The sequence below is a fragment of the Acidovorax sp. JHL-3 genome, assembly GCF_000526295.1.
Taxonomy (GTDB): Bacteria; Pseudomonadota; Gammaproteobacteria; order Burkholderiales; family Burkholderiaceae_C; genus Acidovorax; species Acidovorax defluvii.
Genome location: NZ_JAFU01000001.1, coordinates 2,578,862 through 2,600,667, shown reverse-complemented (window position 1 = coordinate 2,600,667; position 21,806 = coordinate 2,578,862). Strand labels below are relative to the sequence as shown.

Genomic DNA, 21,806 nt, shown 5'->3' with positions numbered 1-21,806 from the left:
GGTCTTTCGCTGCGAGGGGGGTCGAATGTCCGCTGCATTGTAGGGGCGCCCCGCGCAGTACCCCACCCAAGCCCGGGGAGCGCAGGCACAGGTCCGAAAACGGCCAGCCCGGCCGCACCGGCGGCCTATCATCGAGCCCATGACAACGCCCGCCCCTCGCCCCGCCCCGCCAGCCGACACGGCAGTCGACCCGTCGGCTGACGATGGCTGCTACCGTGCCCTGCAGGCCCGGGATGCGCGCTTTGACGGGCGGTTTTTCACTGGCGTCACCTCCACCGGCATTTACTGCCGCCCGGTGTGTGCCGTGCGCACACCCCGGCGCGAAAACTGCCGGTTCTTCACGCTGGCCGCGCAGGCCGAGGGCGCAGGCTTTCGGCCCTGTCTGCGCTGCCGACCCGAGCTGGCGCCGCAGGCACTGGCGTGGTCGGTGCAGGACGCCAGCGGCATTCTGGTGCGGCAGGCCGTGCAGCTGCTGGATGCCCCCGACGCCTGGGATGCAAGCCACGCCCCCAGCGAAGGCCGCAATGCCACCGTGGCCCGGCTGGCGGCTCGCCTTGGCGTGAGCGACCGGCACCTGCGCCGCATTTTCGAGGCGGCATTGGGGGTGTCGCCGCTGCAATATCTGCAGACGCGGCGGTTGTTGACCGCCAAGCAGTTGCTGACCGACACGCCCATGCCTGTCACGCAGGTGGCCTTGGCCAGTGGTTTTGCGAGCGTGCGCCGTTTCAATGCTGCGTTTGCGCAGCACTATGGGCTCAACCCGACCGCGCTGCGCCGGGGCGGCACCCGGGCCGCGGGCGTGCAGGCGGCCACGCTGCGGCTGGCTTATCGGCCACCGCTGGATGTGCCGGCCTTGCTGGCCTTTTTTGCCCGCCGCCAGTTTCACGGGGTGGAGTGGGCGGGCGACGCGGCCACCCCGGCGCTGCGCCGCACGGTGCGCCTGCAAACTCGGGGTGCTGGCGGGCTGCAAGACCATTGCGGCTGGCTGAATGCCCACTTTGACCCCGACCGCCACCAGGTGCTGGTGCAGACCAGCGACAGCCTGTACCCCGTGCTGCCACTGGTGATGCGCCGCGTGCGCGCCATGCTCGACCTGGACGCCGACCCTGCGGCCATCAATGCCGTGCTGCACGCCAGTTTTCCCGAGGGCGATGGCCTGCGCGTGCCCGGCGCTTTTGATGGTTTTGAGCTGGCCGTGCGTGCCGTGCTGGGGCAGCAGATCACCGTGGCGGCCGCACGCACGCTGGGGCAGCGGCTGGTAGAGCGTTTTGGCGAGCCCATCGCCACGCCCTGGCCTGAACTTACACGGCTTTTCCCCTCCCCGGCCGTGCTGGCGCAGACGCCCGGCGAAGCCTTGGGGCAGCTGGGCATCGTGCGCCAGCGCCAAGCGGCCATCGTGGCGCTGGCGCGGGCGGTGGACGGCGGCCAGCTGCAGTTGCAAGGTGGCGCAGACGTGGCCGCCACCACGGCGGCGCTGTGCGCATTGCCCGGCATTGGCGACTGGACGGCGCAGTACATCGCCATGCGCGTGCTGCGCTGGCCCGATGCGTTTCCGGCGGGCGACGTGGCGCTGCAAAAATCCCTGGGCGTGCAGGCGCACAAAAACCCGGCACGCGCGGCCACCCAGGCCTCGCTGGCCTGGCAACCCTGGCGCAGTTATGCCGTGGTGCGCGCATGGGCGGCGGGCAGCATCGCCAGCAACCCCAGTGCGACAGCGATGGAATTAATATCAAAATAATAGCTGTTTGCGCTTATCCCATAAGCGCTACAAGTCAATTTCATTCAATATTGATTGACCATGCAATACCACCCCTCCACCGTGCAGACGAGCACCTCTACCCGCCTGGGCACTGTGCGGCTGGCAGCATCTCCCCAGGGTCTGGTCGGCCTTTGGTTTGACGGCCAGCGCCACCAGCCCGCGCAACTCTACGGGCCCCACGCCTGGCCGCAAGACCTGCACCATCCGGTGCTGGTGGCCGCCATCGAGCAACTGCACCAGTACCTGCGTGGCGAGCGCACCGGGTTCGAGCTGCCGCTGGATCTGGCGGGCGGCACGCCGTTTCAGCAGGACGTGTGGCGCGCGCTGCTGTCCATCGGGTGTGGCCACACCACCAGCTACGGCGCGCTCAGCCAGCAACTGGGCCGCCCGGCCGCGGTGCGCGCCGTGGGTGCCGCCGTGGGACGCAATCCGGTCAGCGTGGTGGTGCCATGCCATCGGGTGCTTGGGCGTGACGGCAGCCTGACGGGCTACGCCGGCGGACTGGAGCGCAAGGCGGCATTGCTGCAGCTGGAGGGCGCCCTGCCCTCCGAGCCAGAAAAACGGGCCACGCAACCAGAACACGCGCATGCCAAAGCACAGCCAACAGGACGGGCCAAGGCCCCGGCAAAGGCCGCTGCATGAGCGCAGCACCCGTCACCCAACCGGTTTCCGCGTGGATCGGCGAGTTTGTCGTGCTGGCGGCCCTGTGGGGCGCCTCGTTTCTGTTCATGCGCATGGGTGCGTCAGAGTTTGGCCCGCTGTCCACGGCCGGGATGCGGGTGCTGCTGGCCACGGTGTTCCTGTGGCCCATCCTGCTGTACCAGGGCCAGTGGCCGCAGCTGCGCCAGCACTGGAAGCCTGCGCTGCTGTCGGGGCTGGTGAATTCGGCCATTCCGTTTGCGCTGTATTCGTGGGCGGTGCTGCATATCACCACGGGGCTGGCCTCCATCCTCAACGCCACGGTGCCGCTGTTTGGCGCCCTGGTGGCCTGGGTGTGGCTGGGCGATCGCATCAACCGCCTGCGCGGGCTGGGGCTGGCCATTGGTTTTGTCGGGGTGGCGCTGCTGGCCTGGCGCGCGCCGGGGGGGGCGGGCATCAAGTCAGACTATGCGCCCTGGGCCATTGCGGCCTGCATGGGCGCCACCACCTGCTATGCCATTGCGGCCAGCTATGCCCGGCGCTACCTGGTGGGCGTGCCGCCCCTGGCCGCGGCCACGGGCAGCCAACTCGGTGCGGCGCTGGGGCTGTTGGTGCCCATGCTGTGGTTCTGGCCCGCCACCATGCCGGGGCCGCGCGCATGGGCCGCCATCGTGGCCATTGCGGTGCTTTGCACCGGCATCGCCTACATCCTTTACTTTCGCCTCATTGCCCACGCCGGCCCCAGCCGGGCTTTGGCGGTGACGTTTCTGGCGCCGGTGTTTGCACTGCTGTACGGCACCGTATTCCTGAACGAGGCCATCACGCCGTGGATGATTGGCTGCGGGCTGGTCATTGTGTGCGGCACCATGTTGTCAACGGGGCTTATCAGTACGTCGCGCAAGCCTTTAGAGGCTGCGAAACGGACCTAAACTCCCTGCATGGATGTTGTGCCGGCCCTCAAAAAATGCCTCGTGGCCTCGCAGTTGGCCAACCACCAATTGCGCGAGCGCGACCAGCAGATGCGCCTGGCGCTCGATTCGCTGGGCGGAGGGCGCTGGGAATGGGACATTGCGCACCAGAAACTCAGCTGCTACGGCCGTTTCTATGCCGCCTTCGGCATGGAGGCCGCCGACAGTGACGACGCCTGGGAACGCTGGCACGCCCGCAGGCACCCGGCCGATGCTGCCCGCCTTGCTGACAAGATGGAGCGGGCCAAGCGGGGGCAGCTGGCCACCTACGAAGCCGAGTTCCGCATTCTTGACACGGCGGGCCGTTGGCGCTGGGTGATATCGCGGGGCCTGGTGGGCGAGCGCGATGCCGCCGGCCGCCCCTTGACGATGATAGGCATGGACGTGGACATCACGGCCCAGCACGAGGTCGAGGATGCACTGCGCGCCTCGGAAGCCAAATACACCACCATCTACCAGACACTGCCCGACGCTGCGGGCATTTCGCGGATTTCGGACGGGTGCTACATCGACGTAAACCCCGCCTTTTGTGCACTGCTGGGTGCGGAACGCGAAGCCGTACTGGGGCGCACCTCCAGAGAGCTCAATATCTGGGCCTCGGACCAGGAGCGCGCGCGCATGCTGGAAACCTACCAGCGCGAAGGCAAGGTGGACCGCCTGCCCATGGTGGCGCATCGTGACGGTGTGCGTGTGCCCGGCCTGATGTCGGCCCGCCCTGTGGTGGTGGAGGGCGAAGACTGTTTCCTGTTCGTCTTTCACGACACGACCGAGGCGCAGCGCGCCAGCGACGAGTTGCGGGCACTGAACAACCTGCTGCAGCAGGCCGGCCGTATGGCCCGTCTTGGCGCGTGGGAGAGCACGCGCGAAGCAGGCATGGTCTATTGGTCGGATGTCTGCTGTGACATCCACGGCCTGCCCCCGGGCGCCCCGCCACCCCACGATTATGTTCAGCGCTTCGTGGCGCCCGCCTGGCAGGAAATGGTGCGTGCCAAATTACACGACTGCCACCACCACCAAACTGAATGGAGCCTGGAACACGAAATCATCCGTGCCGATGGACGCCAGATATGGGTGCGCGCACGCGGCGAACCGGTGTTGCAGGACGGCACCGTCACCGGCATGCGCGGTGTGCTGCAGGACATCGACGAGGCCAAGCGCTCCGAGCAGCGGTTGCGCCAGTCAGAAGACCGCTTCTCGCGCATCTTCCAGCTCATGCCCTACCCCATGGGGATGACACGCCAAAGCGACGGGTGCTATGTCGAGGTGAATCCTGCGTGGGAACAAATGCTGGGCTACACCCGGGCGCAAGCGGTGGGCGTTTCACCCATCCAGCTGGGCATTTTTCAGGCGCAGGATCGTATCCGCCTCATTGACGAGGCCCGAAAGACCGGCCAGCTCGATGCCTACGAGGTCAAGATCATCACGCGCAGTGGCGAAGAGCGCACAGCGCTGCAGTCGATGCGCGCCACGGAGTTCGATGGCGAGCCCTGCTGGCTGTTCGCCGTGCACGACATCACCGACCGCAAGCGCAGCGAGGAGCAGGTGCGCGAACGCGAGGCGCTGCTGTCGCTCACCATATCGGCAGCCGCGCTGGGGCTGTGGGACTGGGATCTGCAAACCGGCATGGTCCACGGCGATGCGCGCTGGTGCGCCCTGCGCGGTGCTCCCACCGGCGATGCCTCCGCGCCCCCAGTGCACTGGACGACAGGAGTGGCGGCCGAGGCGCTGGCCGGCATCTCGGCGGAACTGGCCCGCCACACGGACCATCCGGCCACCCCGTTCGACGCCACCTGGAAAGTGGTGCTGCCCCAGGGAGGCGCCCGCTGGATACGCAACGTGGGCAAGATCATCGGACCGGACGACGCAGGCCAGCCCGCGCGCATGCTGGGCGTGGCCATCGACGTCACGCCGCAGCATGAGCAGCAAGAGCTGCTGCAAAAACTGGCCCATTACGACGCCCTCACGGGCCTGCCCAATCGCGTGCTGCTGGCGCACCGGCTGCAGGCCGGCATGGCCCAGGCCCGCGCCCACGGCACCCAGCTGGGCGTGGCCTATCTGGATCTGGATGGCTTCAAACCCATCAACGACCGCCTGGGCCACGGCGCCGGCGACCGGCTGCTGGTGGTGGTGGCGGGACGGCTTTCGCGCGCGCTGCGCCCGCAAGACTGCGTGGCCCGCCTGGGCGGCGACGAATTCGTAATCCTCATGCCGGGCCTGAACACGCACACGGATGGCGAACGACTACTGGGGCGCGTGATGGAAAGCATTTCTTCGCCCTACACCCTGGACACCGAGCGCGTGGCGGTAACGGCCAGCATTGGCTACACGGTGTTCCCCTGTGACGACGCGGACGCCGACACCCTGCTGCGCCACGCCGACCAGGCCATGTATGCCGCCAAACAGGCGGGTCGCAACCGGTTTCACCAGTTCGACGCAGCGCAGGAGCGCGCCCAGCGCGAACACCATGAGCAGGGCCTGCTCCTGAGCGAAGCGCTGACGCAGGCGCAGTTCGTGCTGTTTCTGCAACCCAAGGTGGTCATGCAGACCGGACAGGTGGTGGGCGCTGAGGCCCTGGCACGCTGGCAGCACCCCGAGCGCGGCCTGCTGCCCCCGGGCGCCTTTTTGCCGCTGCTGGACGGAACCGCCCTCGAAATCGTTTTTGGCCAGTGGGTGGTCGAAGCGGCGCTGGCCCAGCTTGAACGCCTTCAGGAGGCGGGCCTGCACATGCCCGTGAGCATCAACATCTCGGCCCGGCACCTGCAGCACCCCGGCTTCGGGGCGTGGATCGTGCAATGCCTGGCCCGCTACCCCCGGGTAGCGCCCAGCCGGGTCGAGCTCGAAATTACCGAAAGCGCGGCGCTGTACGACCTGGCCGCCGTGGCCGACACCCTGGCCGGGCTGCGCGCTCTGGGCCTGTCGGTTGCGCTGGACGATTTTGGCACCGGCTACTCATCACTGACCTACCTGCGCCGCCTGCCCATGGACACACTCAAGATCGACCAGAGCTTCGTGCAGGGCATGCTGGACGACACGGGCGACCGGGCCATTGTGCAGGGGGTGATCGGGCTGGCCCGGTCGTTTGGCTACCAGGTGATTGCCGAGGGCGTGGAAACCATCGAACAGGGACAGATGCTGCAGCAGCTCGGTTGCGCCCATGGCCAGGGTTACTGCATTGCGCGCCCCATGCCCATCGACACCTTCATCGACTGGGCCCGCCGCTGGCAACCGCCTGTGCAGTGGCAGCACCAGCATGCCGAGGATTATTCGATATGAAAATAGCCGCAGCGCTTATCCATCAAGCGCTTGCAGCTATTGTTTTTGACAAGATTTTTTGACAAAACCCAGGCCACGGCAGGCCTGGGCGTTGTCCGGCAGCCGGGCTATCGGGCCATCAATCACCCACCAGGTCTTTGACCTGCTGCAGCGCGGCGGGGTCGTCCATGGTGGTCAGATCGCCCGGATCGCGGCGCTCGGCCACGGCCTGCAGGGCGCGGCGCAGCAGCTTGCCGCTGCGGGTTTTGGGCAGCACCGTTACAAAGTACACGCGCGATGGACGCGCCACGGCGCCGAGCTGGGTGTCCACCTGCTTCATCACCTCGCCTTCGAGCTTGAGGCGCGCGGCGTCGTCAGTCAGGCCCGAGGCATCGCGCGGCACGGCAAATGCCATGGCCACCTGGCCCTTGAGGCTGTCGGCCACGCCCACCACGGCCACCTCGGCAATGTTGGGGTGCGAAGAGATGGATTCTTCGATCTCGCGCGTGCCCAGGCGGTGCCCGGCCACGTTGATCACGTCGTCGGTGCGGCCCAGGATGAAGTGGTAGCCGTCGGCGTCGCGGATGCCCCAGTCGAAGGTGCTGTAGATCATGCGGCCCGGAATGCTTTTCCAGTAGGTGTTCACAAACCGCTCGTCGTCGCGCCACACCGTCTGCATGCAGCCGGGGGGCAGCGGGCCTTCGATGGCGACCACGCCCTTCTGGTTGGGCTGGGTCAGCTCTTCGCCATTGCTTTCGTCGATCAGTTTGACGTGGTAGCCATACATGGCCTTGCCGGGGCTGCCAAAGCGCGTGGTCTGCTGCTCCACGCCGTTGGCCAGCGTCAGGATGGGCCAGCCGGTTTCGGTCTGCCAATAGTTGTCGATGATGGGCACCGAGAGCGCATCGCTGATCCACTGTGCCGTGGGTTCGTCGAGCGGCTCCCCCGCCAGCCACAGGGCCTTGAGGGTGGAAACGTCGTATTTCTTCAGCCACGAAGCGTCGTGTTTCTTGAGCACGCGCACCGCCGTAGGGGCCGAGAACATGTGCGTGACCTTGTATTTTTCGACAATGCTCCACCAGACGCCCGCATCGGGCCGCGTGGGCAGGCCTTCATACATGATGGTGGTCATGCCGGCAATCAGCGGGCCATAAATGATGTAGCTGTGCCCCACCACCCAGCCAATGTCGCTGGTGGCAAAGTAGGTCTGTCCGGCTTTGGCATCAAAGATGTGCTTCATGCTGGCCGCCAACGCCACGGTGTAGCCACCGGTGTCGCGCTGCACGCCCTTGGGCTTGCCGGTGGTGCCGCTGGTGTAAAGCGTGTAGCTGGGGTGCGTGGATTCCACCCACTCGCAGGGCACAGTGGCGTTCAGGTGCTGCTCGCGCAAGCTGGCCCAGAGGTGGTCGCGCCCGGCCACCAGGTCCATGGGCGCCAGGCCCCGGTCCACCAGCAGCACGGCGGCAGGTTTGTGGCGCGACAGGCGAATGGCCTCGTCGAGCAGCGGCTTGTAGGGCACGGCCTTGCCGCCGCGCGAACCTGCGTCGGCACTGACAATGGCCACCGGCTCGGCGTCTTCGATGCGGGACGCCAGCGAGCCCGAGGCAAAGCCGCCAAACACCACCGAATGCAGCGCGCCAATGCGCACGCAGGCCAGCATGGCAAAGGCCGCCTCGGCAATCATGGGCATGTAGATCAGGACCCGGTCGCCCTTTTTGACGCCCAGCGCAATCAGGCTGGCGGCCATGCGCTGCACCTCGGCGTGCAGCTCGGCAAAGCTGTAGCTGCGCTCGGTATCGGTTTCGGTGGAGATGGCCACCAGTGCCGGCTGGCTGGCGCGGTCTTTCAGGTGGCGGTCGATCGCGTTGTGGCACAGGTTGGTGGTGCCGCCGACAAACCATTTGGCAAACGGCGGGTTGCTGTAGTCGCACACCTGCGCAGGCTGGGTCTTCCAGTCGATCAACTTCGCCTGTTCGCTCCAGAACGCGTCGCGGTGATCGATGGATTGGCGGTAAAAGTCAGCGTATGCGGTCATGGTGTGGTGTCTCCTCAACTCTCTCTCCCTGCCGGGACAGCAGGTTTTGAATTCATAATTATTCATGACGGGCTTGCGGGAAGCTGACGCAGTTGTGCGTGGCCGAGTCCGTCGACCTTCAAGGATCGACGACAGCAATTGCTGCGTATTTATAGCTATTCGCGCTTTATCCATCGGCGTCAGAGCAAAAAAGACTGTCAACTCAAAGAAAGGACGCCACTATCGCACGGCTTTACCGCAGAGTATTCGACGACCCGTCCGTGGCCAGCGGCACGCCCACGCTTTGCGCCAGTGTGCGAATCGTGCCAACCTCGTGCGGCAGGGACAGCGCCTGCTCCGCCCTGGCGAGCGCATGTTGAGCGTGTTTCACGGCCGCCACTCGCATGGCGTCGTCGCCCGCAGACGCCAACGATCGAAGCGATTTTTGCAGCCGTACGCCCACTTCCACCGCGCCAGCGCCATCGCGGGCGATGGCGGTGAAAGCATCATCGAACAGGTCGCCCACTTGCAGCAAGGGAACCACTACCCGGTCGAACTCAACAGGCTGCCCTGCAAGGTTTTCATCCCGCTGTGCCCACAGTGTGAACAAACGCACCAGCGTGCCCAAGACGCCGATGGCCGTGCCAGGATCATTGACGCCTGGAGACAACGCACGCCCGGCAATCTCGGACAGGACGATCAGGCCCAGGCGCGGGTCGTGGTCAAAAATGCGGTCACGCCCGATCGTGAACGCCGAGACCACCCGCTGTGCATCCGTATCGCCTGGCGAGACCGCGCCTTGGACGACGTGCGCCAGCGCAGTACCCGGCATGGCGAACGTGCCCGGCAGCGCATCCACCACGACCCAACCACCGATGTCCTGCGCAAATGCCTGCAGGGCTTGCGCGTCAATCTGCTGCACATAGCCCACTTCAGAGGCATAAACCGCCACCCCCGTCGCCGGGGCCTGTGGGTCGCGCGCAATGCCGCCGAGCGCGGGTGCCTTCAGGCGGCGTTGCAGGGCTGAGGCGGTTGCAGCCTCCACCTGTTGTACCGTGGCCCCCAGCCGCCCCAGGCGCGCGATGCGGTCTGTCCAGCGCACAAAGGTGAACACTACGAAACCCAGAACAGACACCGTCATCGAAAAAAGCGTGAAGCGCCCGGCGATGTCGAAGTAGCCGTTTTTCATGGCCACGAGGGCCACGACACTGAAAATGAAGGCCCCCACAAACGTGGACAACGCGTTCTGCGACACATCGTCTGCAATCACCAGAGGAAACGCGCGCGGAGTCGCCGTGGTGCTGGCGGAGGAATACGCTGCCACCATGGAGGCCACCGCAAAGGTGGCAATGGCCAGCATACTGGCCGCCATGATGGACAGAAGGCTCTCCAACGAGCCGTTCGACACGTCGGGTGCCAGGCGCGCCAGTGGCAAGGTGTCCGACACCTTGGCGCCGAACACCGCAATGATCGAGACAGCGCAGATCAACAGCGGCTTGACCCACAAACGCTCGCGGATGCGGCGCATCAGAAAACGCCACTTTTCTAGCGACACCACCCATTTCATGTGCACTCCTCCACCCTGTAGCGTCGCTGAATTGTGGGCACCACAGGGCTTTGTTGACGGACCCGCGAAGGCCCTCGCAGCGTTGATGGCAGCAATGTCCGGGCATTGCAATTGCTATAGCTTACATAGCTGCTCGCGCTTTCTGAGAAAGCCCTGAAGGCCAAAAATAACCAAGAACCGGTTACTTGATCAACCCCAAAACGTCCTTGAACGCCGGGTGCTCGCAGCTGCCCAGCCATTCAAACGCCACCATCTCGGTGGTCACCAGCTCGGCGCCTGCGCCGGCCAGGCGATCGAAGGCGGCATCGCGGTTGCGTTCGGTGCGCGAGCTGCAGGCATCGGTCACCACCCACACTTCGAACTCGTCCTCAATCAGGTCCAGTGCGGTCTGCATCAGGCACACATGGGCTTCGCAACCTGCAATCACGATGGTGCCGCGCTCAGGCGCCTGCAGGGCGGGCTTTTGCAAATGCTTGGGCAGGCTGCGAGCATTGCCGCCCTGCTGGGGCTTGGCGGGTGGGCGCAACCATTCGCCCAAGCCTTCTTCGGCGGCGCTGAAATGCATCTTGGCCAGCGTTTTCTGGCACAGGGCGCGCAGCGCGGGATCGTTGCCACCCAGGCGCGAAGGGTTTTGCTCGGTGCCCCACACGGGCACTTCCATGAGCTGGGCGATTTGGGCCAGGCGCAGCGCATTGGCCAGCGCGGCAGGGCCCTCAAAGATGGCGGGCATGAGGCGTTCCTGGTAGTCCACCAGAACGAGTTGGGATTCAGAGGCGTCGAGCAGCATGGTGTCTTTCGAAAGCGGTCAGTGGCACGCGGAAGGCGGTGATTGTCGCAGCCCGGTTCAGGCGGGCAACAGCGAACGAAACGCCTGCGCCAGGGGCTCGGCCATGGGCACGGCGTTGCTGGCGTGGGGAATGCAGTCGGTGCTCCACACCTCGCCTACTCCGGCATCGTGCAGGGCTTGCAGTGCATCGCCGGCAAACAGCGCATGGGTGACGGCCACATCCACCGAGGCCGCGCCCGCCGCCCGCAGCAGCCGGGCCGCCTGGGCCAGCGTGCGGCCGGTGCTGGCCATATCGTCCAGCAGCACCACAGCACGCCCCTGGGCATGGAGCGGCGGCAGCTCGATAGTTACATCGCGATCGCCATGGCGCACCTTGGTGCAAACGGCATGGTCAAAACCATGGCGGGCGGCTGCCTGGGCAATCCACTGGGCCGATTCGCCATCGGGCCCCACCAGCAAGGCGTTGGGATGCCGCTGCGCGATCAGGTCGGCCAGCGGCTCGGCGCCGCTGAACACGATGGCCTGGGGCACGGCCATCGCCTCCTGCAGCGTTGCCACGCGGTGCAGGTGCGGGTCTACAGTGATGACGGCGTCCACCAGCCCGGCCAGAAACGCACCAACCACCTGCTGGCTGACCACCTCGCCCGGCGCAAAGGCAATGTCTTGCCGCATGTAGGCCATGTAGGGCGCCACCAGCGTGATGTGCCGGGCGCCCAGCGTGCGGGCGGCGTGGGCAGTCAGCAGCAACTCGACCAGCTTTTCGTTGGGGTCATGCAGGCTGCGCAGCAGCACCACATGGGCAGGCAGGCGCCCTGCCCCATCCACCGGCAGTCGCAATTTGAGCTCGCCATCGGGGAAACGGTGGCGGTCGATCATCTTCACGGGCAGCTGCGCGGCCTGGCCCAGGCGCTGGGCGGCAGCGGTTTCATCGTCAAAATGCAGCAGGCAGGCCTGCGATGGGGCAACCGACATGGTCAGAACTCCACAAACACCTGGGGCACCGCGTCGGCATCACCCAGGCGGTAGCCAATATCCCGGGCACTGGCCTGCCGGGCGAATTCGAGGTCGGCAGGGTAGCCCGCGTGCACGCGGTACAGCACATCGCCCTGCGCCACCGTTGCGCCCAGCTTGTGCATCAGGTCCACGCCCGCGCCCTGCACCTTGGGCGCGCCCGCCAGCCGCGCCACACGGGCGATCTGGAAATTGTCGATGCCCACCACGGTGCCGCTGGCGGGCGCGCAGACCTCAAAGGTCAGCGGGCCCAGTTGCGGGTGCAGGTGGTCGAACCCCTTGCTGCCTTGCGCGGCGATGATGTCTTCCATGCGCCGAAGCGCCCGGCCAGAGTCGAGAATGTCGCGCGCAATGGCATAGCCATCGCCGCCGCGCACGTCGGGGTCGCATTCAATCAGGCGGCCCGCCAGTCGCAGGGATTTCTGGCGCAGGTCGTTGGGTGCATCGGGGTCGTTTTGCAGCACGCGCATCACGTCGCGCGCCTCCAGCACCGGGCCAATGCCGTTGCCCACGGGCTGGCGGCCGTCGGTGATGACCACGTCCAGTGACAGGCCCATGCGCCGCGCCACATATTCAAACAGGCGGCGCAGGCGCTGGGCCTCGGGCATGGAGCGCACCTTGGCCGTGGGGCCGATGGGAATGTCGAGCACCAGATGGGTGGCACCGGCGGCCACCTTCTTGGACAAAATGGAGGCCACCATCTGCCCGGGCGAGTCGATCGACAGGGGGCGCTCCACCGAGATCAGAACGTCGTCGGCCGGGGAAAGATTGGCCGTGCCACCCCAGGCGAGGCAGCCGCGGTAGTCGCGCACGATGTCGGCCAGCTGCTCAAACGGCAATTCCACCTTGGCCAGAACCTCCATGGTGTCGGCCGTGCCAGCCGGGGAGGTGATGGCACGCGATGAGGTCTTGGGGCACAACATGCCGTGCGCTGCCACGATGGGCACGACCAGCATGGTGGTGCGGTTGCCGGGAATTCCGCCGATGCAGTGTTTATCCACCACCAGCGGCTCGTGCCAGTCGAGCCGCCGGCCGCTGGCCACCATGGCGTCAGACAGGAAGAACACCTCTTCGCGGTCCAGTTCGTCGCGGTTGCAGGCCACGACAAAGGCCGTCAGCTCAATCTTGGAATAGTGGTGGCCGGCAATGTCGCGCACGATGGCCGCGTAATCGGCCCGTGTCAGGCGCTCGCCGGCAATTTTGCGAAACAGCGCGCCCATCGATTCGGGCGGCTCTGCCTGCGTGACCGATACGGTGTGGCCGTTTTCCACATCGAGTTGGGCAAAGGCGTCTTGCGACAGCCCCAGTTCGTTGCAGCCGACGATGGAGGCGTCATCCACCACATTCACGGTGGCCAGGACGTGGCGCCCGTTGGCGCGCACCTCTATCTTGGACAGCGCCTGAAAACCCTCGGCCCGGTACACCGCGCAATCGCGGTGCAGGTAAGCCACGTTTTCGCGCCAGGTGTCGATGGCCACACGGCGCAAGGCCAGTCGTGAGGGGGTTTGGTTGGTAACGGGTGCAGGGGGAAGATCCCGGGGTTCGCTGGTCTCGATATGCATGGGCATCAGCCTACACCGGAATGACGGGCACCCAAGCGGGAAAACGATGATGCACATCAAGCGCTGCCATCCGGTTACAGATCCTTGCGCAAAGCGTGTTACCCTCCGCCCCCATGTCTCGCTGGATCATTGCCTTACTTCTCACCTGTGCCTCTGCTGCGCAGGCTGCGCCTGCAACGGCTTCCCCCGAAGAAATTGAGCGCATCGAACGATTTCTGACAGACAAAGGGTTGTTGGTGCAACTCGATGATGTGCGCCATTCGGTCGCAGACAAAGCCCATGTGGTCGCAGACCGCACCGCCGATCTGATTGGCAACGCCATGGGATTCATTGGCGTGCCTTACCGCCGTGGCGGCACCAGCGCCTCCACTGGATTTGACTGCAGCGGCTTCGTGCGCGCTGTTTACGAAAAAACCGTGGGCATGGTCCTGCCGCGCAAGGCCGCTCAGCAAGCTGCCAGCACCCAGGTCATCGACAAAAAAGAACTGCAACCCGGCGATCTGGTGTTCTTCAACACCATGCGCCGCGCCTTCAGCCACGTGGGCATTTATGTGGGCGACGGCAAATTCATCCATTCACCCCGCACAGGCAGTGAAGTGCGGGTGGAAGACATGCGCCAGTCCTACTGGCAGCGCCGCTTTGACGGCGCGCGCCGTGTCACGGTCGAAGCAAAGGCCCAGCCCTAAGGCACGGACTGCAGTGCCTGCAGCGCTGCCGTTGTGCAGCGCCCACCCCGGTCAGGGTTTGACCACCGTCACCGTTTCAGTGCTTCGAATGGGTCCACCGGTGATATTGACCGGGCCCAGATTCGGGTTGCTGCGCATGGCCCGCGCATCGGCCATGTCCTGCTGATAGCGCGACCGGGCATCACCCTCGCACGCCTTGAGATCCTTGCCTGCGGGCAGGGTCTTGCACTCCTGCAGGCTGATCTTGAGCCCGCCTCCCGCCTCGCGGATAGCAGACTGGTAACGCTGCTGCGCGGTGGTATCGGGTGCCGCACCACGCTTCAGCGATGCCTCATCGCCACCTTGCGCAAATGCTGGCATTGAAAAAACGCCCGCCACCACCCACGCTGCGGTGGCCAACAGGCCGGTGGTCGAATAGTTCTTCATGCGGTTTCCTTTTGATTCCATCAGAGTGCTTGACTCTAGGGGCCGCACTGCACCGCACGCCTAGGCCAGCCCCCAAGCCCAGCGAAGGCGAGCAGCGCGCCGGGCTGTCAGACAAACACCCACGCACCGCTGTCATGCCACTGCCCAAAGGCTGCTACAAAACAACGACCCGGGAGCCTTTGCGGCCTCCATACCCCTTGCCGCATACCCAAAGCGCCTCGCCTGCCAATCCGGCGGATACAACCGCTTCGCACCCGCACAAACGGTCTTGTCTGACAACCCTCCGTTCAGATATGTCTTAGAGTGACACCCATCTTTTTCATCGGGTGCACACATGCTTTCTATTCTCGGAACCATTCTTGTCGGACTCGTTGTCGGCTTCATCGCACGGGCGGTCAAACCGGGCGACGACAAGCTGGGCTGGATCATGACCGCCTTGCTGGGCGTGGCGGGGTCTTTTCTTGCCAGTTACGTGGGTACCGCCATGGGCTGGTATGCGCAAGGTGACGCCGCAGGCTGGATCGCCTCGGTGCTGGGCGCCGTGGTGCTGCTGGTGATCTACAGCATGGTCAAAGGCAAGTCCTGACCCACGGCTGCGTTCGAAAGAACGGGCTCTGACCCCAGTTCAACCACCACAGGCAAGGCACGCTTCATGGCATCTGCCCAACAAATGGCTGCTGACAACCCCCAACTGGCTGCGGCCGTGCAGCGCAGCCGCCGCCTGCTGCACCGGCGCGCGCTGGTGGCGGCAGCGGCCAGCACCGTTCCGGTGCCGGGGTTGGACTGGGCGGTGGATGCCGCCCTGCTGTCGCGGCTGCTGCCGCAAATCAGTGCCCAATTCGGGCTCACCCCCGAGCAGCTCGATCAGCTGGACCCCGGCAAGCGCGAACAGGTACAAAAAGCGGTCACCCTGGTGGGGTCGGTGCTGATTGGCAAGTTGATCACCAAAGAGCTCGTGCTGCGCATCACCCGCACGGTGGGCCTGCGCCTCACCACCAAGCAGCTCGCCAAATATGTGCCCCTGGCAGGCCAGGCGGTGGCCGCCACTGTGGGCTATGCCACCTTGCGCTACCTGGGAGAGCAGCACCTGCGCGATTGCGTTCTGGTGGTGCAACAGAGTCAATTGCAGCTGCCCGTGCCCCGCTGATTGCTCCTGAAAAAGGAGCTGCTGGCGCTTTATGTGCAATGGCCAGAGGCACTTTTAGCCATTAACTTATCGCCCAGGGGCCAGTGGCACGCGCTGCGTCGCACCAGGTCGCCCGCCAGCGCCCTGCCCCAAGGCAGAATCGCAGCCCATGGCCACCGCAGGCAAAAGTGCCCCTTCCCTCTCAAACCAAGACCCCGCGGTGCACGAAAACGCCGTGGCAATGTGGCTGACAGCCCTGCGCAGCCATGCGGACGCCGCCACGCTGCAGCAGCTCCCGCCCTTGACCGATGCCGACGCCGCCCGCGTGATGGCACGGCTGCGCCACGAAACGCCAGGTGCCACGCCTCCCGCACACCCCACACAGCCAGCCGCCACGCCCGGCATTGCCACGGGCCACTTTCGCCCGCGCATCACCCTGATGACCCTGGGGCGGGGCGACGGCCTGCTGGGCCTGCGCCCGCAAGGCCCGCTGGGCCCGCGTGGCGACAGCGTGACGCTGGCGCAGATCGACTGGACGTACACCACCCATGCGGGAGAGAGCGCGGCGCCCAACACCATCGCCTGGCACACACCTGCGCCTAACTCGGTGCTCAACTCCCGCCCACCCGCCATACAAGAGCTGTTTGACACCGGCGGCCCGGTGCTGCGCATGCAGCGCAACCTGGCTGCCGAGGCCGACGCCATGGACCGCGTGTGGGACCTGGGCCTGATCCCTGTGGACGCCAACAAGCTTCAATGGCGCCACCGCGCAGCCGCCGCCGCACTGGGCCCCGTGTGGACGCTGGCGCAGGAGGCGCACTTTGGCGACTTCTGGGCCGAGCAGATTCCCAAGCTGCGCGCCGAAGGCTGGAGCGTGGTGGTGCAGCCCGGCTTTGCGCACGAAAGCGTGCCGGTGCAGCGCTGGAAGCTGCTGATTGCCCCCGACACCGGCGAGCTGCTGGGCAAAGAAGTGGACGGCCCGCTGGGCGAGCGCCTGCGCCCCGTGCAAAAACTGCAACTGCCCGAGCGCGAAGGCGCCTGGCTATTGAGCCTGGGCATCGAGATCGACGGCGAAACACTGGACCTGGCGCCCATGCTGGCCGATCTGCTGCGCCGTGATGCCCGCTGGCTCCATGCGCAGCAGATGGCGGCCATTGACGACATCGCCATCATTTCACTGCGCGCACCGGGCGGCAAACGCATCGACGCGCCCGCTGGGCCGCTCAAGGCCATCGTGGGCGCGATGGTGGACCTGCTGACCGACCCCACGCGCAACCAGCGCAAGGACGGCGACCCGCTGCACCTGGGCGCATGGGAAGCCCGCCGCATCGAAGCCCTGCGTGCGGGGCTGGTGCAGGCCCACCGCGTGGGCACGGTGAATGGCTGGAACAACGCCTGGCAACTGCAGGGCGACGCCGGCCTGGCGCAACTGGCCCAGCGCCTGCGCACCATCGGCACCCCGCAGCCGGTAGCCGCCCCACAGGGCCTGCAGGTGCAACTGCGCCCCTACCAGCTCGAAGGCCTGGCCTGGCTGCAATACCTGCGTGCACAAGGGCTGGGCGGCATTCTGGCCGACGACATGGGCCTGGGCAAAACCGCACAAGCCCTGGCCCATGTGCTGACCGAAAAAAATGCCGGGCGCCTGACCCGCCCCGCCCTGGTGGTGCTGCCCACCTCGCTGCTCTTTAACTGGCAGGCCGAGGCCGCGCGCATGGCCCCCGGCCTGCGTGTGCTGGCGCTGCATGGCCCCCGGCGCGCGCACAGTTACGCCGACATCGCGCGGCACGACCTGTTGCTGACCACCTACCCCCTGCTCTGGCGCGATGTGGACGCGCTGGCTGCCCAGCCGTTTCACCTGCTCATTCTGGACGAAGCACAGATGGTGAAAAACGCGGGCAGCCGCAGCGCCCGCGCCCTGCGCAAGCTGCAGGCCCCGCACCTGTTGTGCCTGACGGGCACGCCGCTCGAAAACCACCTGGGCGAGCTGTGGGCGCAGTTCGATTTTTTGATGCCCGGCTTTCTGGGCGACGTGCGCAGCTTCAACGCCCGCTGGCGCAAGCCCATCGAGGAGAACGGCGAAACCCTGCGCGCCCAGCTGCTCGCCCAGCGCGTGCGCCCCTTCATCCTGCGCCGCCGCAAGCAGGACGTGGCCACCGAATTGCCGCCGCGCACCGAAACCATCCTGCGTGTGCAGCTCCAAGGCAAGCAGCGCGACCTGTACGAGGCCGTGCGCGCCACCGCCGACAAACAGGTGCGCCGCGCGCTGGAGCGCCAGAGCTTCGAGGGTGCGCAGATCACCATCCTGGATGCGTTATTGAAACTGCGTCAGGTCTGCTGCGACCCGCGCCTGGTGAAAGGCATCCAACAAGGCCCCCACGCTCCGCCGCATCTTCGTGAAGGGGAGGCCTTTTTGCCTGGGGGCGGCCCAGCGGCAAAAAGAACCGCACAGACGATGGAACGCGCCAAGCTCGAACTGCTGGCCGACATGCTGCCCGCCCTGGTCGATGAGGGCCGACGCGTGCTGGTGTTCTCTCAGTTCACCGAAATGCTGACGCTCGCTGCCGAGCTGCTGGACGCTTTGGCCCTGCCCTACCTCACCCTCACGGGCCAGACGCCGCCCCGCCAGCGCGGCGCGGTGGTGCGGCAGTTCCAAGCGCAGGACGACACCAGCGCGCCCATCCTGCTCGTCAGCCTCAAGGCGGGGGGCGTGGGCCTAAACCTCACCGCCGCCGACACCGTGATCCACCTCGACCCCTGGTGGAACCCCGCCGTGGAAGAACAGGCCACCGCCCGCGCCCATCGCATCGGGCAGGACCAGCCGGTGTTTGTCTACAAGCTGGTGGTGGAAGGCAGCATCGAAGAGCGCATGCTGGAGCTGCAGACCCGCAAGGCCGCGCTGGCGCAGGAGGTGCTGGGGCACGACGCCGAGGGCGCAGTGAAATTCAGCGCGGCCGACCTGCACGCGCTGCTGGCGCCGTTGAGCGAGCCGGCCAACAACCCGCTGGGCTTGCCGGGCGAAGACGCGCTGCGCTGGGGCGGCACCGGCCCGCGGCGGCCCCGGCCGATGCAACCGCCAGAAGTTTGAGTGTTTTGTGGCTCTAGCGCTTATCTAATAAGCGCAAGCAGCTATCAAAATTGAATCCAATGAGGCCTATCACCGCACCAGCGCAGGCCTCAGCAAGCCGGGCAACCCACCTGCCCGTTTACCACAATGGCGCCATGACCGCGCCTGCCATTACTCCTTCTAGCCCCCCAGTCCGCGCCCCGCGCTACTGGCTCATGAAGTCCGAGCCCGCAGAGTGCTCGATTGACGACGCACTGGCGGCAAAGGACGCCACCGTGCCCTGGACCGGCGTGCGCAATTACCAGGCCCGCAACTTCATGCGCGACGACATGCAGGTGGGCGATGGCGTGCTGTTCTACCACTCCAGCTGCCCCGAGCCAGGCATTGCCGGCCTTGCGCGCGTGGCCAGCGGCACGCGGCCCGACCCCGCGCAGTTCGAACCCGCATCGCCCTACCACGACCCCAAATCCTCACCCGATGCACCCCGCTGGCTGCTGCTGGATGTGCAGGCGCTGCGCAAGACACGGCTGCTGCCCCTTTCTGAACTGCGCAGCCATCCTCCACTGGCCGACCTGCGCGTGCTGCAAAAAGGCAGCCGCCTTTCCATCACCCCGGTGGACGCTGTGCACTGGAACCACATCGTGGCCCTGCTCGGCGAAGGCTGAGTCGCCCGCCTGGCAAGCGGCCCGCGGCCGATCTGCCCCCCAGCATCGCGGCCTGCGCCTACCGCCCACCACACACCGCGCACCTATGATGGCCGCTGACAACAACGCCTGCGGCATCCCCGCCCCATACCGCCATGCGCAACATCCTCGACTTCAGCTCCTGGCCTGCCCTGCTCTCCACCGTCATGGGTCTGCTGGTTGCATCGCTGGTCATGGTGGGCATCCGGCTGGTCTTCATGCAGACCATTCAGCGACGCCGCGAACGCGAGAACCGCCAGATCAACGAACGCCTGAAGACGCTGATCGCTGCTTACAAGACGCTGGGCGGGTCGTTCACCGGGCAACTGCAGGTCAGCCCGGCGCACATGCGCGATTTGCGCACCATCGGCACGCTGGCACCCGGCACTTCAACCGCCCCGGAAGGCACCGACGGCAGCGCCACCGACACCGCAGCCCCCATTCACGCAGACCCCGATGCGGCATCGCCCACCAGCGGCTCCGAGCGCCAGCGCCGCATCCGCGATGCCGTGGAAGCCGCCCTTTCAGATGTCATCCTGCTCGGCACCGAAGAGCAGGTGCAACTGGCCGCCGCCGCCGCACACGAAATGGTGGCCGGGCGCAGCGTGGAAGTCGCTCAACTGGTGGTATCACTGCGCCAGTTCATCCGCGCGGCGCTGGACCTGGAGCCCATTCCCTCCAGCCTGCTGATTCCCCACCAGGGCCCCCTGCGGCCCGGTGGCGCGGCTGGTGGCGGCGCATCGGGCCGACGGGGCAGCAGCGGCCAGGGTGCCGCAGCCGCAGGTGGACGTGCAGGTGGCGGTGCGGGTGGCGGGGGGGCCGGCGGCGGCGGTGGTGGTGTTGGAGCAATGGCACTCGGTGCGGGCGCACACGGCATCACCAGCGACGCGCCCGGCAGCGACCCACGGTAAGGCGGGCGGTAGAGCGGGCCTGCACAAGCTGCCTCAGGGCATCGTCAGTGGCACATACGCCTTCTCAACAGCGCAACTTGCAACCTTGAGGTCATTTCACGCGCTAGCCCTTGGTAGTAAAGCGCTATCAGCTATCAAAATCAAAGCAATCGCGGCCTGTCCAGGGCGTGCGCAACCTGGTTTGCGCCCGCCCCTGCGCTGGCCAAGCCAGCGCCAGCAATGCCGTGCGGCACGCAACCTGGCAGACGTGGCGCGCGGCCTTGGCCTGCGCAAGGCCATGGTCGCAGGGCCGGGTGACGGGGTTTCTTGCACGTGTGCGAACACGCGTTGCGCCCGCACCCGCTTTCACCCGCCCTGGCTGCCCTCGCTGCTATGGCCGGGCAACTCAGGCGCCTGGTACACCAGCACCTTCAGCGCCCGACCGTCCTGCACGTCGGCAAACACTGCCGGGTTGGCCACGCGCTCTACAAACTTCAGCTCGGGCGCGAGTTCCTGCATCTGGCTTTGCAAAAAGTCCACGCCCAGCTCGGGTGCGTTCAGGCACAGCAGCGCGTGGCCGCCGGGTGCTAGCAGATCAGGCAGGCGGCGCATGAGGCGGGCGTAGTCTTTGGTGGCCACAAAGCTGCCTTTTTGGTAGCTGGGCGGGTCCACGATGACCACGCCATAGGGCCCGCTGCGGGTGATCTTGCCCCAGCTGCTGAAGATGTCGTGCGCCAGAAAGCTGGCGCCCGTGGTGATGCCATTGAGCTGGTGGTTCTGCTGCCCAATCGCAATGGCTCCGTGGCTCATGTCCACGTTGACCACCTGCCTGGCGCCCGCCTGCAGCGCCACCACCGAAAACGCGCAGGTGTAAGCAAACAGATTCAGCACCTTGAGGCCATAGCGGTCGGCGCTGTGCGCGGCCGCGTAGTCGCGCACCCAGCGGCGGCCCTCGGCCATGTCCAGAAACAGGCCGTGGTTCTGGCCGCGCAGCACATGCACCTTGAACCGGGCGCCCTGCTCGGTCACCACATGGGGGTCGGGCACGCTGCCCGCCATCAAGCGCGTTTCGGTGCGGCCCTGGGTGCGCAGCGCCTCGTTGCGGCACTGAAACACCCAGTTCAGCGGCTGGCCCGGCGCCAGGGCCTCCCAGCGCTGGGCCAGCGCGGCACCAATGCTGGCCAGTTGCGCCTCGGTCTCGTCGCCCGCGGGCAGAAAGCTGGTCAGCACCCAAACGGGCGGGTAGGCATCGAGCGTCCACTGCTCGCAGCCGGGGAAGCGCCCACCCCGGCCGTGAAAGATGCGGCAGGCGTCGGTGGGCAAGGGCATGGCGGCAATGGCGTCGAGCAAGGGCTGCATAAAATATTAGATG

General features: G+C 66.3%; 17 protein-coding genes. 10 read left to right on the top strand and 7 right to left on the bottom strand.

The features are described from left to right. Positions 1–139: 139 nt before the first annotated feature. From K226_RS0112190 to K226_RS0112175, 4 genes are read left to right on the top strand one after another with little or no spacing between them, the layout of a single operon-like run. The gene (locus K226_RS0112190; RefSeq protein ID WP_024815075.1) at positions 140–1,738 is read left to right on the top strand and encodes a DNA-3-methyladenine glycosylase 2 family protein; all 1,599 of its coding nucleotides are present in this window, start codon (positions 140–142) and stop codon (positions 1,736–1,738) included. Positions 1,739–1,798: 60 nt separating this feature from the next. Next, positions 1,799–2,401 carry a methylated-DNA--[protein]-cysteine S-methyltransferase gene (locus K226_RS0112185; RefSeq protein WP_024815074.1) on the top strand — a complete coding sequence of 201 codons (603 nt, stop codon included), beginning with the start codon at positions 1,799–1,801 and terminating at the stop codon, positions 2,399–2,401. Further along, a complete protein-coding gene (locus tag K226_RS0112180) occupies positions 2,398–3,327 on the top strand; it encodes a DMT family transporter (protein ID WP_024815073.1) in 930 nt (309 codons plus the stop codon). Before K226_RS0112185 ends, K226_RS0112180 begins: the two co-directional genes overlap by 4 nt. A gap of 9 nt (positions 3,328–3,336) precedes the next feature. After that, entirely contained in the window at positions 3,337–6,639 is a 3,303-nt protein-coding gene (locus K226_RS0112175; protein ID WP_024815072.1) for an EAL domain-containing protein, read from the top strand. A 118-nt stretch (positions 6,640–6,757) separates the two neighbouring features. On the opposite strand, the gene K226_RS0112170 is transcribed toward K226_RS0112175, so the two are convergent. The 5 genes from K226_RS0112170 to K226_RS0112150 form a co-directional block, all read right to left on the bottom strand. Continuing rightward, on the bottom strand, positions 6,758–8,719 hold the full coding sequence (locus K226_RS0112170) for a propionate--CoA ligase (protein WP_255346686.1): 1,962 nt from the start codon (positions 8,717–8,719) through the stop codon (positions 6,758–6,760). A 166-nt stretch (positions 8,720–8,885) separates the two neighbouring features. Next, positions 8,886–10,199 (bottom strand): DUF2254 domain-containing protein, encoded by a 1,314-nt coding sequence (locus K226_RS0112165; RefSeq protein WP_024815070.1) that lies wholly within the window; start codon positions 10,197–10,199, stop codon positions 8,886–8,888. 181 nt (positions 10,200–10,380) lie between these two features. Then, complete coding sequence (locus K226_RS0112160) at positions 10,381–10,986, bottom strand: isochorismatase family protein (protein ID WP_024815069.1); 606 nt, start codon at positions 10,984–10,986, stop codon at positions 10,381–10,383. Positions 10,987–11,043: 57 nt separating this feature from the next. Continuing rightward, positions 11,044–11,958, bottom strand: a complete 915-nt coding sequence (locus K226_RS0112155) for a ribose-phosphate diphosphokinase (protein WP_024815068.1) — start codon at positions 11,956–11,958, stop codon at positions 11,044–11,046. Between the two features lie 2 nt (positions 11,959–11,960). Beyond that, positions 11,961–13,559, bottom strand: coding sequence for a thymidine phosphorylase family protein (locus tag K226_RS0112150; protein WP_024815067.1), 1,599 nt, complete (start codon positions 13,557–13,559; stop codon positions 11,961–11,963). A 113-nt stretch (positions 13,560–13,672) separates the two neighbouring features. Between K226_RS0112150 and K226_RS0112145 the strand changes: the two genes are divergently transcribed. Continuing rightward, complete coding sequence (locus K226_RS0112145; RefSeq protein ID WP_024815066.1) at positions 13,673–14,245, top strand: C40 family peptidase; 573 nt, start codon at positions 13,673–13,675, stop codon at positions 14,243–14,245. Between the two features lie 51 nt (positions 14,246–14,296). On the opposite strand, the gene K226_RS0112140 is transcribed toward K226_RS0112145, so the two are convergent. Beyond that, positions 14,297–14,671, bottom strand: coding sequence for a hypothetical protein (locus tag K226_RS0112140; RefSeq protein WP_024815065.1), 375 nt, complete (start codon positions 14,669–14,671; stop codon positions 14,297–14,299). A gap of 334 nt (positions 14,672–15,005) precedes the next feature. Here K226_RS0112140 and K226_RS0112135 point away from each other — a divergent pair, with 334 nt between their 5' ends. The 5 genes from K226_RS0112135 to K226_RS0112115 all read left to right on the top strand — a co-directional run bounded on the left by K226_RS0112135 (position 15,006) and on the right by K226_RS0112115 (position 20,455). Then, entirely contained in the window at positions 15,006–15,257 is a 252-nt protein-coding gene (locus K226_RS0112135; protein WP_024815064.1) for a GlsB/YeaQ/YmgE family stress response membrane protein, read from the top strand. A 66-nt stretch (positions 15,258–15,323) separates the two neighbouring features. After that, positions 15,324–15,818 (top strand): hypothetical protein, encoded by a 495-nt coding sequence (locus tag K226_RS0112130; protein WP_024815063.1) that lies wholly within the window; start codon positions 15,324–15,326, stop codon positions 15,816–15,818. Positions 15,819–16,038: 220 nt separating this feature from the next. Beyond that, positions 16,039–18,882 carry a DEAD/DEAH box helicase gene (locus K226_RS0112125; RefSeq protein WP_155886548.1) on the top strand — a complete coding sequence of 948 codons (2,844 nt, stop codon included), beginning with the start codon at positions 16,039–16,041 and terminating at the stop codon, positions 18,880–18,882. Between the two features lie 134 nt (positions 18,883–19,016). Further along, positions 19,017–19,526, top strand: coding sequence for an EVE domain-containing protein (locus tag K226_RS0112120; protein ID WP_024815061.1), 510 nt, complete (start codon positions 19,017–19,019; stop codon positions 19,524–19,526). 134 nt (positions 19,527–19,660) lie between these two features. Further along, positions 19,661–20,455, top strand: a complete 795-nt coding sequence (locus tag K226_RS0112115) for a hypothetical protein (RefSeq protein ID WP_024815060.1) — start codon at positions 19,661–19,663, stop codon at positions 20,453–20,455. Between the two features lie 345 nt (positions 20,456–20,800). Here the strand turns inward: K226_RS0112115 and K226_RS0112110 are convergent, their stop codons facing one another. Next, a complete protein-coding gene (locus tag K226_RS0112110) occupies positions 20,801–21,793 on the bottom strand; it encodes a class I SAM-dependent methyltransferase (RefSeq protein ID WP_024815059.1) in 993 nt (330 codons plus the stop codon). Positions 21,794–21,806 lie beyond the last annotated feature (13 nt).

Bases quoted from the DNA above. Each gene is read 5' to 3' on its own strand.
- K226_RS0112190 (WP_024815075.1), top strand. From the start codon at position 140: ATGACAACGCCCGCCCCTCGCCCCGCCCCGCCAGCCGACACGGCAGTC.
- K226_RS0112140 (WP_024815065.1), bottom strand. From the start codon at position 14,671: ATGAAGAACTATTCGACCACCGGCCTGTTGGCCACCGCAGCGTGGGTG.
- K226_RS0112130 (WP_024815063.1), top strand. From the start codon at position 15,324: ATGGCATCTGCCCAACAAATGGCTGCTGACAACCCCCAACTGGCTGCG.
- K226_RS0112155 (WP_024815068.1), bottom strand. From the start codon at position 11,958: ATGTCGGTTGCCCCATCGCAGGCCTGCCTGCTGCATTTTGACGATGAA.
- K226_RS0112175 (WP_024815072.1), top strand. From the start codon at position 3,337: ATGGATGTTGTGCCGGCCCTCAAAAAATGCCTCGTGGCCTCGCAGTTG.
- K226_RS0112120 (WP_024815061.1), top strand. From the start codon at position 19,017: ATGACCGCGCCTGCCATTACTCCTTCTAGCCCCCCAGTCCGCGCCCCG.
- K226_RS0112125 (WP_155886548.1), top strand. From the start codon at position 16,039: ATGTGGCTGACAGCCCTGCGCAGCCATGCGGACGCCGCCACGCTGCAG.
- K226_RS0112170 (WP_255346686.1), bottom strand. From the start codon at position 8,719: ATGAATAATTATGAATTCAAAACCTGCTGTCCCGGCAGGGAGAGAGAG.
- K226_RS0112160 (WP_024815069.1), bottom strand. From the start codon at position 10,986: ATGCTGCTCGACGCCTCTGAATCCCAACTCGTTCTGGTGGACTACCAG.
- K226_RS0112145 (WP_024815066.1), top strand. From the start codon at position 13,673: ATGTCTCGCTGGATCATTGCCTTACTTCTCACCTGTGCCTCTGCTGCG.
- K226_RS0112185 (WP_024815074.1), top strand. From the start codon at position 1,799: ATGCAATACCACCCCTCCACCGTGCAGACGAGCACCTCTACCCGCCTG.
- K226_RS0112110 (WP_024815059.1), bottom strand. From the start codon at position 21,793: ATGCAGCCCTTGCTCGACGCCATTGCCGCCATGCCCTTGCCCACCGAC.
- K226_RS0112135 (WP_024815064.1), top strand. From the start codon at position 15,006: ATGCTTTCTATTCTCGGAACCATTCTTGTCGGACTCGTTGTCGGCTTC.
- K226_RS0112115 (WP_024815060.1), top strand. From the start codon at position 19,661: ATGCGCAACATCCTCGACTTCAGCTCCTGGCCTGCCCTGCTCTCCACC.
- K226_RS0112180 (WP_024815073.1), top strand. From the start codon at position 2,398: ATGAGCGCAGCACCCGTCACCCAACCGGTTTCCGCGTGGATCGGCGAG.
- K226_RS0112150 (WP_024815067.1), bottom strand. From the start codon at position 13,559: ATGCATATCGAGACCAGCGAACCCCGGGATCTTCCCCCTGCACCCGTT.
- K226_RS0112165 (WP_024815070.1), bottom strand. From the start codon at position 10,199: ATGAAATGGGTGGTGTCGCTAGAAAAGTGGCGTTTTCTGATGCGCCGC.